The organism is Rhodococcus sp. NPDC057014 (genome assembly GCF_042673295.1).
Taxonomy (GTDB): domain Bacteria; phylum Actinomycetota; class Actinomycetes; order Mycobacteriales; family Mycobacteriaceae; genus Rhodococcus_F.
Genome location: NZ_JBHUSF010000290.1, coordinates 1 through 11,956 on the forward strand (window position 1 = coordinate 1; position 11,956 = coordinate 11,956).

At 68.0% G+C, this 11,956-nt stretch carries 14 protein-coding genes; 7 read left to right on the plus strand and 7 right to left on the minus strand.

Going from position 1 to position 11,956, the window contains the following annotated elements:
- The first annotated feature begins 87 nt into the window (after nt 1–87).
- The 4 genes from ACFTZB_RS35915 (at nt 88) to ACFTZB_RS35930 (ending at nt 4,789) form a co-directional block, all read left to right on the plus strand.
- Nucleotides 88–1,119 (plus strand): NAD(P)H-dependent flavin oxidoreductase, encoded by a 1,032-nt coding sequence (locus ACFTZB_RS35915; protein WP_378439169.1) that lies wholly within the window; start codon nt 88–90, stop codon nt 1,117–1,119.
- Nucleotides 1,119–2,018: a LysR substrate-binding domain-containing protein gene (locus tag ACFTZB_RS35920; protein WP_378439171.1), complete on the plus strand. Its 900-nt coding sequence runs from the start codon at nt 1,119–1,121 to the stop codon at nt 2,016–2,018. The genes ACFTZB_RS35915 and ACFTZB_RS35920 overlap by 1 nt, the downstream gene beginning before the upstream one ends.
- 28 nt (nt 2,019–2,046) lie before the next feature.
- The gene (locus tag ACFTZB_RS35925) at nt 2,047–3,264 is read left to right on the plus strand and encodes a YbfB/YjiJ family MFS transporter (protein ID WP_378439173.1); all 1,218 of its coding nucleotides are present in this window, start codon (nt 2,047–2,049) and stop codon (nt 3,262–3,264) included.
- Nucleotides 3,265–3,544: 280 nt separating this feature from the next.
- Nucleotides 3,545–4,789 carry a reverse transcriptase family protein gene (locus ACFTZB_RS35930; RefSeq protein ID WP_378439176.1) on the plus strand — a complete coding sequence of 415 codons (1,245 nt, stop codon included), beginning with the start codon at nt 3,545–3,547 and terminating at the stop codon, nt 4,787–4,789.
- 14 nt (nt 4,790–4,803) lie between these two features.
- Here the strand turns inward: ACFTZB_RS35930 and ACFTZB_RS35935 are convergent, their stop codons facing one another.
- Complete coding sequence (locus ACFTZB_RS35935) at nt 4,804–5,550, minus strand: SDR family oxidoreductase (RefSeq protein ID WP_378439178.1); 747 nt, start codon at nt 5,548–5,550, stop codon at nt 4,804–4,806.
- Between the two features lie 110 nt (nt 5,551–5,660).
- Between ACFTZB_RS35935 and ACFTZB_RS35940 the strand changes: the two genes are divergently transcribed.
- Complete coding sequence (locus tag ACFTZB_RS35940) at nt 5,661–6,488, plus strand: NADPH-dependent oxidoreductase (protein WP_378439180.1); 828 nt, start codon at nt 5,661–5,663, stop codon at nt 6,486–6,488.
- Between the two features lie 77 nt (nt 6,489–6,565).
- On the opposite strand, the gene ACFTZB_RS35945 is transcribed toward ACFTZB_RS35940, so the two are convergent.
- The 5 genes from ACFTZB_RS35945 to ACFTZB_RS35965 all read right to left on the minus strand — a co-directional run bounded on the left by ACFTZB_RS35945 (nt 6,566) and on the right by ACFTZB_RS35965 (nt 9,375).
- A complete protein-coding gene (locus tag ACFTZB_RS35945; RefSeq protein ID WP_378439181.1) occupies nt 6,566–7,534 on the minus strand; it encodes a glutamate ABC transporter substrate-binding protein in 969 nt (322 codons plus the stop codon).
- A 44-nt stretch (nt 7,535–7,578) separates the two neighbouring features.
- Nucleotides 7,579–8,157, minus strand: a complete 579-nt coding sequence (locus ACFTZB_RS35950) for a hypothetical protein (RefSeq protein WP_378439183.1) — start codon at nt 8,155–8,157, stop codon at nt 7,579–7,581.
- A gap of 29 nt (nt 8,158–8,186) precedes the next feature.
- On the minus strand, nt 8,187–8,918 hold the full coding sequence (locus ACFTZB_RS35955; RefSeq protein WP_378439185.1) for a hypothetical protein: 732 nt from the start codon (nt 8,916–8,918) through the stop codon (nt 8,187–8,189).
- Between the two features lie 143 nt (nt 8,919–9,061).
- The gene (locus ACFTZB_RS35960) at nt 9,062–9,247 is read right to left on the minus strand and encodes a helix-turn-helix domain-containing protein (protein ID WP_378439188.1); all 186 of its coding nucleotides are present in this window, start codon (nt 9,245–9,247) and stop codon (nt 9,062–9,064) included.
- Nucleotides 9,244–9,375: a hypothetical protein gene (locus ACFTZB_RS35965; RefSeq protein WP_378439190.1), complete on the minus strand. Its 132-nt coding sequence runs from the start codon at nt 9,373–9,375 to the stop codon at nt 9,244–9,246. The genes ACFTZB_RS35960 and ACFTZB_RS35965 overlap by 4 nt, the downstream gene beginning before the upstream one ends.
- Before the next feature lie 267 nt (nt 9,376–9,642).
- On the opposite strand from ACFTZB_RS35965, the gene ACFTZB_RS35970 reads away from it, so the two are divergent.
- On the plus strand, nt 9,643–10,191 hold the full coding sequence (locus ACFTZB_RS35970; RefSeq protein ID WP_378439192.1) for a hypothetical protein: 549 nt from the start codon (nt 9,643–9,645) through the stop codon (nt 10,189–10,191).
- A 13-nt stretch (nt 10,192–10,204) separates the two neighbouring features.
- Here ACFTZB_RS35970 and ACFTZB_RS35975 read toward each other — a convergent pair whose 3' ends face one another.
- On the minus strand, nt 10,205–10,900 hold the full coding sequence (locus ACFTZB_RS35975; protein ID WP_378439194.1) for a hypothetical protein: 696 nt from the start codon (nt 10,898–10,900) through the stop codon (nt 10,205–10,207).
- An 816-nt stretch (nt 10,901–11,716) separates the two neighbouring features.
- Between ACFTZB_RS35975 and ACFTZB_RS35980 the strand changes: the two genes are divergently transcribed.
- A complete protein-coding gene (locus ACFTZB_RS35980) occupies nt 11,717–11,857 on the plus strand; it encodes a hypothetical protein (protein ID WP_378439196.1) in 141 nt (46 codons plus the stop codon).
- Nucleotides 11,858–11,956 lie beyond the last annotated feature (99 nt).

The following is an 11,956-nucleotide window of genomic DNA, read 5'->3' on the forward strand; positions in this document are numbered from 1 at the left end:
CCGATACTGCGGTGCACGATGGTGGACGGAAGCGTGAGAAGAGTATGAATCACGTTCGCCACGCACCCATCGACCGAAAGGAACCTGGTGTTCGATTTCGAAGACCTCCGAATTCCCATCGTCGGAGCGCCCATGGCAGGGGGACCCAGCACGCCCGAGCTCGTTGCCGCGGTCTCGTCAGCCGGTGGCCTCGGCTTCCTTGCGGCCGGGTACAAGACCGTCGACGCGGTTCGCCATGAGGTCGACGCGGTCCGCGTGCTGACGAGCGCACCATTCGGACTCAATCTCTTCGTCCCCGGCCGACCCCTGGCCGACCGCGCGGCCGTGGAGACCTATCGGGAGCGGTTGCAGCCGCTCGCCGAACGCCGGAACGTGGTGCTGCCCGAGGTCGTCGACCACGACGACGACGCATTCGACGCCAAGGTCGACCTCGCGGTCGAGCGTGCAGTTCCCGTGGTGTCCTTCACGTTCGGCCTTCCGCCGCGAGGCGTCGTCGATCGGTTGCACGCTGCCGGCAGTGCCGTCGTGGCCACGGTGTCGGATGTCGACGAGGCGCGGTCGGCCGCCGAGCGGGGCGTCGATGCGATCTGTCTGCAGGGAGTCGACGCAGGCGGGCATCGGGCGACGCTCGACCCGGACGCGGAGCCGGACCCACGTCCGACCCGGGAACTGGTCGAGGCGGCCCGTGCCGCGGTCGACCTTCCCCTGGTCGCGGCGGGCGGGATCGCGACGGGCGCAGACGTTGCGGCAACACTCGAAGCCGGTGCCACTGCCGTGCAGATCGGTACCGCTCTCCTCGACGCCGACGAGGCAGGGACCAAACCCGCCCACCGGGCCGCGTTGCACGACGCCCGCTTCACCGACACCGTCGTCACCCGCGCGTTCTCGGGTCGTCCCGCCCGCGGGCTGGTCAACGATTTCATCACCGACTTCGATGCCTACGCGGTGACGGCCTATCCGCAGGTTCACCTGCTGACCAGTGGGCTGCGGGCCGCGGCGGGCGTCGCGGACGATCCGCATGGCCTCGCCCTGTGGGCCGGCGTCGGGTATCGCAGTGCCCGGTCGGCCCCCGCCGAAGAGATCGTCCGGGACCTGTCGAGAGAAGCGCGGGACGTCTGATGGACATCGGCGACCTGAACTTCTTCCTGGCCGTGGCCCGCGCCGGGGGAATCTCCCGGGCTTCGAAAGAACTTCTGACGGTGCAGTCGAACATCAGCTCCCGGATCCGTGCGCTCGAGGACGAACTCGGAGTGGAACTGTTTCGCCGCCATGCGCGCGGAGTGACCCTGACGAACCCCGGTGAACGTCTGCTGCCGTACGCCGAACACATCACTCGGCTCGTACGCGAAGTGACGCAGGTCGTCGGCGACGACCTGCATCCCTCCGGACGACTCGCGATCGGCTCCATGGAGACCACCGCGGGATTGCGGCTCCCCGGGGTGCTCGCGGCCTTCAGCGAAGAGTGCTCCCGAGTCGACTTCACCCTGACGACCGACACCACCGACGCGCTGACCACCCAGGTGCTCGAGCATCGACTCGACGGGGCGTTCGTCTGCGGACCGGTGCGGCATCCGGACCTGGTCTCCGAGCAGGTGTTCGTAGAGCAATTGGTGCTGGTGAGCGGCGTTCGCGCGGCGGACTTGGACTCCGTGCCGGCCGACGAACAGCGGCACAGGATTCTCGTCCTCCGGGCCGGATGCGCCTACCGGGCCCGGCTCGAGCGACTCTTCGAGAAGCATGGAATGCCGAGTCCGGACGTCCTCGAATTCGGAAGTCTCGAGGGCATCCTCGGCTGCGCGGCCGCCGGAATGGGTGTGACGCTGCTGCCGCTGGGCGTGGTGACCGCGTCGCCGTCGGCGGCGGCCTTGAAGGTGCATCACCTCGCGCCGGCCGACTCGCGCGCGGAAACCCTGTTCATCCGCCGCAAGGACGCCGCCACGACCCCTGCCCTGTCGCGTTTCCTGTTCCACACCCGCGCGTCGAGCGGCCCGGCCTCCCTGAAATCCGTGGCTCGCTAGGGCGGCGAATGTCTGTGAAAGAGAACGTATGAACGCAATGGGTAGCGCCGAAGACCTGGTCACGTTCCGCACGCCGACATCGCCGTGGGGCACGGTCGGCCGGGTCGGGGCTGCATTGGCGGCGAGTATGGGCATCGGACGGTTCGTCTACACACCCGTACTTCCGCTGATGGAGGCCCAGGCAGGATTGACACCGTCGGCGGGCGCCGCTCTGGCGACGGCCAACTATCTCGGATATCTCCTCGGGGCGCTCGCCGGAATCGTCCTTCTCGGATTGGTGCGCTCGGTGGCAGCCCTGCGTGTCTCGCTGCTCGTCCTGACCCTCACGCTGGCGTTGATGTCGGTGGCATCGAACGAAACCTTCTGGGGCGTGCTGCGATTCATCGCAGGCGTCACCAGCGCGTTGGTGTTCGTCATCGCTGTCGGCACCATGCACTCCACTCTGAGTGGGCAGGCAGCGCACCTGTCGGGCTGGGCGTTCGGCGGAATCGGGGCGGGTATCGCCCTGTCCGGGCTCGTCGTCCTGATCCTGCGGTCGATGAGCACGTGGGAGTCGGTGTGGTGGGTGGCTGCGCTGCTCACCCTGATCTGTACCCTCGCCGCGTGGACGCTCACACCTGAACGCGCACCCATGGCGCCGGCGGCGGAGCACCGAACATCGCCCAAGCGCAAGCACCGCCGGTTCACCATGCTGTTCATCAGCTATTCCCTCGAGGGCGTCGGATACATCATCGCCGGCACTTTTCTCGTCGCAGCGATCGACCACACCGCAGGCAGCGTCGCCGGCAGTGGCGCCTGGGTGATCGTCGGGCTGGCGGCGCTACCGTCCGCTCCACTCTGGGCGTTGCTCGGCCGGCGATGGTCTCGCCCGATCCTGCTGGTGACCGCCCTCGTCGTTCAGGCCGCCGGCATCGCGCTGCCTGCGCTGGCAGACGGCATCTGGCCCGCCCTGATCTCTGCCTTCCTGTTCGGGGGAACATTCCTCGGCATCAGTCAGATGACGCTGACGATCGGCGCGCACCTCCAGTTTCCACGCGCGGTCGCGATCCTGACGACCGGATACAGTCTCGGTCAGATCGGGGGCCCGCTCATCGTCACACCACTGCTGTCCGATGGCTACCATCTGGCATTGCTCGTCGCGTCGGGCATCGTTCTGGCGGCAGCACTCGCCGCCGCGTTACTTGCGTCCACTCACGAGAGTTCTGTCGAAACGAGTCGGAGCGACACTCTTCGGCCAGACGGGTGATCCGCTGACCGGGTCGACGGCGCACTCGGACCGGCGGAGTCGCTCGAATCGAAATCAGCACCGATAGGCCCCGCACGGCAGACATCATGTGGCATTCTCACGAGGTGCGACGGTGCGGAGGGGAGAGTGGTGTGGCCGGTTCGCCGGCCGCGACCACGTCAGGGGTAACCCCTGGCTCGACAGTGTTCACCGGAGACACCGTCCGACGCGCGACCGCATGCTCCGCGTGCTCCGGCGCGCCGCAGACGACAGGTATCGGTCACCTCGCACCGTCGCACACATGACGGAACGCCCGGCCCTGCCGCCCGAGTTCGCCCGTCGCCTCGCAGCGGCGGCGATCGACGGAACCTGGACGAGGGCCGGCCTCGTCCTCCGCTTCGAGGAATCTGGAGTGCCGGACGCCGCCCGGATCGCGGCACGGCTCCACGACCTCATGCCCACGCCGCCGATCGACGGCATCGACAGCGTCCACCGGCTGCTGTCGGACCTCCCGCTGATCGAGCGAGCAGAGCCGATCGTCGACGAAATATCCGGCAACGACTGGAGGTTCGACGTCCCGCAGTGGTCGCGCACTGCCGCGGTCGCCGAGGCGGTCGGCCTCACCCCCGCCGACCTGGACTGGTTCGCCGATCCCGGCGGGTGGCTGCGCACGAAGGCGCCGCCGCTGCAGCACTACCGCTATCGGATCCGGCCGGACAACCGCCTGCTCGAAGCGCCGAAGGAACGCCTTCGGGAGGTACAGCGTCGGATTCTGCGGTCCGTCCTCGACCGCGTTCCGCCTCATGCGGCGGCGCACGGATTCGTCCGAGGTCGCAGCGTCCACACCTTCGCCGCCCCGCACGCGGGGCACGAGGTCGTGCTGCGCATCGACCTTCGCGCGTTCTTTCCGTCGGTCTCGCGGACACGGGTGCGGGCGGTCTTCGACGCACTCGGCTATCCGACGCGGGTGTCGCGGGTGCTCGCCGGGCTCACCACGACGTCGACCCCGCCCGGTGTCCTTGCGCAGCTTCCCTTCGACGCGGCGAGCCGGCTCCGGGGTGTGCACCTCCCGCAGGGGGCGCCGACGTCGCCGGCTCTCGCCAATCTGGTTGCACACCGGCTCGACCGCAGGCTGACCGGACTCGCGCGTACCCACCGCGTCGCGTACACCCGGTATGCCGACGACCTCGCGTTCTCCGGCTCGGACCTGGCGGTGGATCGACTGATCCATGCCGTCGGCCGGATCGTGACGGACGAGGGCTTTTCCGTCCACCCCGGCAAGACCCGGGTGATGCGAGCACACCGGCGCCAGCACCTGGCCGGGCTGGTGGTCAACGCTCGTCCGCAGGCGTCCCGTGCCGAATACGACGACGTGAAGGCGCTGCTGTTCAATTGCGTTCGGCACGGACCGGATTCGCAGAATCGCGATGGAAGACCGCACTTTCGCGAGTACGTCTACGGACGCATCGCCTGGATCGGCGAATCGAACGAGAGCAGGAAACGTTCGCTGCACGCACTGGCCGCGAGGGTCGACTGGACGGGGTAGCTGCCGGACTGCGGTCAGCCCCGGCCGATGTACGGCATCCCGGTGGCCATGATCGTCATCGTCGGCACGGTGACGTCCAAGGGCAGCTCGACCAGCCGGGTCACCGCGTCCGCGACGTACCGCGGATCGAAGGTGGGTTCCGCTCGCACGGATCCGTCCGGTTGGCGGGCGGCGTGGCCGATGCCGGCCGTCATGGCGGTGTCGGCGTTCCCGATGTCGATCTGGGTGCAGCAGATGTCGTGGTCGCGGCCGTCGAGTGCGATCGACTTGGTCAGTCCCGAGACCGCGTGTTTGGTTGCGGTGTAGGCGACGCTGGCGGGTCGGGGTGTGTGCGCGGAGAGGGAGCCGTTGTTGATGATTCGTCCGCCGCGGGGTGTCTGCGTCTTCATCATGCGGACGGCTTCTCGTGCGCAGAGGAAGACTCCGGTGAGGTTGGTGGCGACGGTCCGGTCCCAGTCTTCCGGTTCGATCTCGTCCACGGTGCCGGTGGGGCCGAAGGTGCCGGCGTTGTTGACGAGTACGTCGAGGCGGCCGAACCGTTCGGCGACGGTCGCGAAGAGGCTGTGGACGGATGGGGGTGAGGAGACGTCGGCCGGCATCACGAGCGCGTGATCGTGGCCGTGCGCCGTCTGATCGAGGGCGTTGCGTGTCCGTCCGGTCAGCACCACGTGGTGTCCGGCATCGAGTAGTCCGGTCGCGATGGACCGCCCGATTCCCGAACCGGCACCTGTCACGACGACGACCCGTTCCGTCACGTTCACTCCCTGGTTCGATCGGCGACGCATGGTTCATGAACAACCGATGGTAACCCGCAGGAATCACGGTGCGCCGAACCCTGGAGTGGGGGCGCGGAGTCGGGTTTCCTGTCCCGGTGACCATCGCAGACATCGCACCCCGTACCGCACTGCAGCAGCGCTACTGGAACCCCGCCCTCACCGAACCCGCGCAGTGGAATCCGGTTCTCGAATCCCTGCATTCGCACCGGTCGGTTCGCCGCTACCTGCCCGATCCGCTGACCGACGAGACCCTCGACGTCCTCGTCTCGGCGGCGCAGTCGGCCGCCACGTCGTCGAACCTCCAGGCGTGGAGTGTCGTTGCAGTCCGCGACCCCGACCGGAAGGCGCGCCTGGCCGCGCTCGCCGGCGACCAGGCCCACATCGTCGAGGCCCCGGTCCTGCTGGTGTGGCTCGCCGACTTCGCCCGCGTCCGTCAACTCGCCGGCGACCGCGGCGCGCCGATCGAGGGCGCCGATTACCTCGAGAGCAGTTACCTCGGGTTCATCGACGCCGCCCTGGCGGCGCAGAACGCCGTGACCGCGGCGGAGTCCCTCGGCTTGGGGACGGTGTTCATCGGAGCAATCCGCAACAAGCCCGAGGAGGTCGCCGCGGAACTCGGGCTGCCGCCCCACGTGTTCGCGGTGTTCGGGCTCGTCGTCGGACAACCCCACCCGGATGCCGACGCCCAGATCAAACCGCGCTTGCCCCGGCAGGCTGTACTGCACCACGAGACCTACGACCTGCCTGCCCAGCGCGACCACGTCGACGCCTACGAGGGGCGCATCGCTGCCTTCTACGGCGCCCAGCAGCTCGAACATTCCTGGACTGCACGGGTTCTGGACCGACTCGCCTCGGCAGCCCGGTTGAACGGGCGGGACCGGTTGAAGGAATCGCTGATCCGTCTCGGGTTCCCCCTGCGCTAGGGCGCAGCGTGCTTCGCGCCGTCCGCCGCGACGAGGTCGCGCGCGAAGCGCTTCGTGTCAGGCGTTGCCTGCCGCTGTCAATCACGGTAGGTCGGGGTGGGTGGGCCGGCCACCGGACCGAGCGGGGCGGCAAGCCAGCGGTCGTACAAACGCATCCAGGTCCCGTCGGAGCGTACGCGTTCGAGGGTGCCGTTGGCTGCCCGCACCAGGTCGTCGTGGTCCTTGTTCACACCGATGCCGTACTGGTCCAACTGCAGCTCGGGGCCGGTGACTTCGAGGTGCGGATCCTGTACCGCCATCCCCGCCAGGATGACGTCATCGGTGCTCGCAGCGTCGGCTTGGCGCTGTTGGAGGACGATGAGGCAATCGTCGAGGTCCCGGACGGCGACGATCGTCGCGGTGGGAACCAGCCGCTGCACGGCATCGAGCGACGGGGTGTCGACGAGCGAGCACACCCGCCGGTTCGCCAGGCTCTCCAGGGTCACCGTCGCGGCGTCGGCGCGCACCAGCAGGCGTTGGCTCGCCCGGAAATACACGGTGGAGAACGCGATTCGCTCCGCACGTTCGCAGGTGATGGTGAAGGTGCGGGCCACGATGTCGACGTCGTTGCTCTCCAGTGCGTCGAGTCGGGCGGCCGATGTGAGGAGTCGGAATTCGATGCGGGACGGATCCCCGAGCAGATCCCGTGCGATTTCCCGCGCGATGTCGACGTCGAAACCGGACAGGGTGCCGGTCACCGGGTCGCGGAAGCTCATCAGGTTGGTGCTCTGGTCGACACCGACGATCAACCGGCCGCGCGCGCGAATCGCGGCGACCGCCCCGCCTGCGGATGCCGCGCCCGGCGGGGCGGGACGAAGGCTGGCAAGGGCGCCGCACTCTGCTGGTGATTGCGGTTCGGGCGGGGCAGTGCCGCCGGTGGCGGCGATGGGAGCGATGATCGTCGCGCCGTTCGGGAGGGGGAGGCCGCCGTAGGATCCGTTTCCTTGCGGCGAGAGCTCCTGCGGCGCTGAGCATCCCGAGAGAATGATCGCAGCAGCGGTCACCATGCCGAAGAGGGTTCGGCGGCGCGTCCTCGGGGGTCGGGGCTGCATCAGTGGTACTCGTTCACTCGGGGCCACACCCCGGCTCCGACGGCGAGCGCGGCGAGCACGCTCAACGCGACCGCGCCGTTCGCCAGGGCCGACAGGGCCCGATACGACTCGGTGGTGGCGTTCACTGCCTCTTCCCGCAACGCAGTGATCGCCTCCTGAATGTGTGTGGTGAGGTCGTCGAAGGCGGCCGCGGAATCGTCGGCGCCGGTACCGACCGCAATGCGCGCGGCGTCCTGGTAGTCGCCGCGGTCGAGCGCCTGCTGCTGGCGTGTATGCGCCCGACGCCACCGTTCGAGTGCCGCGTTCGCCGCGGCCGCGGGGGCGGCGGCCGCGGATCCCGGCGGGCTCTGGGCGATCAGCTGTGCGAGTGCAGCGGTGTGCCCGGTGTAGTCGACCTCGGGTTGGCTGTCGGACCCGCGCTGCAACAGCGACAGCGTTTCGTCGGCGCGGGCCTGCTGCGCGAGGATGCCGGCGCTCGCGATCGCAGCCAGCGGCTCGGTGCCCGCCACCCGTGCGTGGGCGCCTGCCGTCGAGGACACCAGACCGGCCGTGCCCACCCACAGCGCGATGGCCGCCACCAGCACCGTGGCGGCGAGCAGGGCCGGGTTCAGCCCCGCCGATGCGTCTTGCGCATCAGATACCGCTGCGCGAGCACGAGCAAGACCAGCGCCGCGACCGTGGTCGCGAGCGCAGCGCCGGGGAGCTGCTCGGTTCGGCTCTGGGTGTCGGCGACGGCACGGATCTGTTCCGAGTACAGGGTGTGCGCCATCGGCAGAACGGTGTCCTGCATCAGCGCGGAGGCGTCACCGAGGTACGCCACTCCGATCGGGTTTCCGGCGTTGTCGTTGGCGCGGGCGGTCGAGATCAGTCCGGCGTAGACACCGAGGTGCCGGGAGATGTCCGTCAACTGCTGCACGGCGTCCCGATTCTGCGGGTCGACTCCGGTGCCGGCGACGACCAGCGCCGCCGAGGCGTCCGCGAGCGCCTGATTGTAGGTGTGCAGCAGCGTCGTCGGATCGGCGTCGGTGGAGATGAACGAGGTGGTGGCCGCCGCATCGGCGATCGACAGTGAGCTGTAGAGAGACTGCGCCGCTACCGCCAGCGGTTCGGTGTGGCCACGCAGCGTCTGGATCTGTTGTTGCCGGGCCGCCACCGAGACGGACGGCACCACTCCCGCGACCAGGGTGGCGGCGATCAACAGCACGCCGAGGAGGGCGAGCCGGCCCGGGGTCGACATCAGGAGTTCGCGCCACGGTCGGCGCGGTGCGGCGTCCTCGACGACGAGCGATTCGTCGAGGACGTGCCCGTCCGCGGTGGTGTCGGTCGCGCGTGGGAACACTGTGCTCCTCCAGGCCCGTCGGCCCGGGCACCACGCGCTCGCGGGCGCGGGCCGATCAGCGCTTTTCAGTCTGCCCGATCGGGGATCGCATCGAGGCAAGTCGCCGATTGCCGGACCGGGTACGGCCGCCTGGTTCGGAAGGTTCAGATCCGCGGGCGTCGGGTCCAGCGACTGGCCTTGAGCGCGAGGTGCAACTCGAGGCGGGTGGCGCCGCCCAGGGGGTCGACTCCGAGGATGTCTCGGATCTTGTTGATCCGGTAGTACAGGCTGGTGCGGTGCAGGTGCAGGGCGTCGTGCTGAGCGACTACTTCCCCAAGACCCCTGTTCACCGAGGAACGCCCCACCGTGCCAGCACCTCGGCGACGACGCCCTCGACGATCGCGGGCGTGCGCAGGCTCAGGAACAGCGCCTCCGCCTTCGTCGCGGCCTCCACCGGCGAGGACACCGGAGCGGGCACCGAGCGCGACCGCTGCCTCCACCGCCGCAGTGTTCAGGGCGGACACCGCGACCCGACCTCAACGCTACGAATTCGTGAGCTGGGTCATGACCGGCACATGACGAGAGCTTTCCGCGATCTGCCCTACATTTGTGGAAACGAACCTCGATGATGCCGTTGAACAGGCAATACGTGCAGCGGGGTGCCCTCGGGGGGAGGTCTCGCCGATCTCGGTGAGGCCGCGATGCGGGTCGCGCGCTCCGGACATGGGCCTGACAGAATCACCGTGTGTCGTGGAATCAACCAACAATTACCGGATGGACGGCCCGGATCGACGGCGACCTGTCCTCGGTCGCGCTGATCGATCCGTCGCATCTCACCCGCGCCACCCTGCGCCCCGGACCCGGTGACGAGTTCACCGCCCACTTCTCCCGCCTCGCGCGAGAATCCCTGGCAGAGCGCATAGACCGTTACGGTGCCGCGCTACGCAAAGGCGTCCCGGCATCCCTGGAACTGGCCGACGGAACGACCGGGGCCGTCACCGACCAATTGGCCGGAAGGATGCGCCGCAAATACAAGAGAGCCGAAGTCGCTCTCTCCGGCCGCGCATACACGCTTCGGCACACGTCCGGGCGTAAGGCGACCGCTGAGCGCGACGGAGCGCCGCTCGCGGAACTCGTACGCGGACGCGGACTCCGCTCCATCAGCGTCACGCGCACCACCCACGCGCACACCGACCACCTCGACGAGGTGATCCTGACCCTGTTCGAGAAGGTGATCGTCCCCGGCCGCAGCGGCGCCATCGACGAATTCGTATCAAGTCTCAGCGGAGTCTGAGTTCCTGCAGCGGTCAGCTGTTGGTGACGACGAAGCCCTTGCCGACAGGGTTGGGTTGGGCGTTGATGCCGTCGAGGACGGCAGCGAACTTGATGTACTCGAACGCGAACAGCACAGGGTCGAATCCGCGGACCATACCCACGATCTCGGTGTTGTTCTGAAGTACGGGACCCCCGGAGTCGCCACCGCCTGATTGGGCGTTGCTGTAGAAGCGTGTCGTGGTCTGCGAGGTGATTGCCCCGCAATGAATTCCGGTGCCGGCCCCGTCCTTGCAATGGGGACCGACCGGGTTGGAGGAGCCGATCCCGTCGACCCGGGCACTGGGACCATTCGATGTGAGTACCGCGTCAGCGTTGAGCCGAATGACCACCCAGTCGACGCCGGTCCCGCCGCCGGGACTGCGGTACGCGATGTTCCCGATGTGTTCCCGCGGTCCGGTCGGCGTAAAGCGGTAGACGGGCGCACCGTCGGGTGCGTCGTCGACACAGTGGGCGGCGGAGATGCCGATCTTGTTGCCGAGCGAGTCGGAACCGACTACGCCCATCGTGCAGAACTCGATGATGCCGGGCGGGTGGGGCACCGGGTTCATGTCGTCGGTCCAGGGAATGCCGTTGGACACGATTCCGGTGGCTGATGCCGCCGGCGTGTTGGCCAGGAATGCGCCGAGGATGACTGCGAGGCACGCAAGAAACCCGTATAGCCTTCTCAATTGAGTTCTCTCTCTTCTTCGCGGCCGTCGAGGGACGGTCGCGAGGTCGTACTTGGTGGTGGCGAGCTGTGCTCGATGTGACGATTCCTCGACGGCTGACCGTCGGGCGCCTGAAGCAGCGGTGTCCTGTCTGCCGGTCGCCGTTGGCTTCCAGCCTTCGGCAAGGCGATCAGGGCACGGACATCGTTCTGAAGAACGGAGGGGTCGGCTGCCCACCAATCATCCGGTCACAGCGGATGATCGAGGTGGCGGATGGTGGAGACGTCGCGCGCGACGAGGGGGGAGCGGTGGAGCTGATCGTGCATCGGGGTCCTCGACTTGCAGGGTTCGGGGGTGTTCGACTCTCACACTCCTCGCGAGATGTCCATCCGACGACGGTAGAACGACCGCTGGACATACCTATTTCGCGCCCAGGGATGTCCGCAGAAGGGGGATCTGCACGGTGACGGTCGTGCGGTGACCGGCGAGTTCGACTGCGCCGATGGGTAATACCGTGTCCGGGTGGCGCCGATGTCGGCATGCATGCTCGAGCCGGCGCCCTCCGCACGATCTGTGACGGTGACGCGAGATGCTTGGGCGACCGAGTGCGCACGCAGTGGTGTGACGTAAAACACAGCTGATTCTGTGGGGGAAGCCTGGCGCTCGAGGGTGTTCGGTTGCAACTCTTGGCCGAGACCCCAGCCTCCATGCCCAGATGCGGGTATGGGTGTAGGTATTTCGGCCAATGTGCAGGTGTCGAAGTCGGTCCAAGGTAGCTGGTATGCCGCGTCATCGACGTGGCAACCGAGAATATCTGCACGTGAGAGAAGAGTTGTCATGGCACCGAGCGCCGAGAATCTGGGCACCAATCTGCTGAATGCATTGCGAGTCAGTGTGGTTGGCACTGTTCTGTACGCCGGGCTCATCATGGGCGTGGTTGTGGTGGCGGTGTGGAAGTTCCCGATGCCCGGCGTGTAGACGCCGCGCCTCGAGGAAGCACTCGGTAGCAGTTCGTCGAGAGAACTGACAGGCACGAGCGGACGCGGAGGTCCGCCGTCTCTCGCAGTCCCGAGCCCC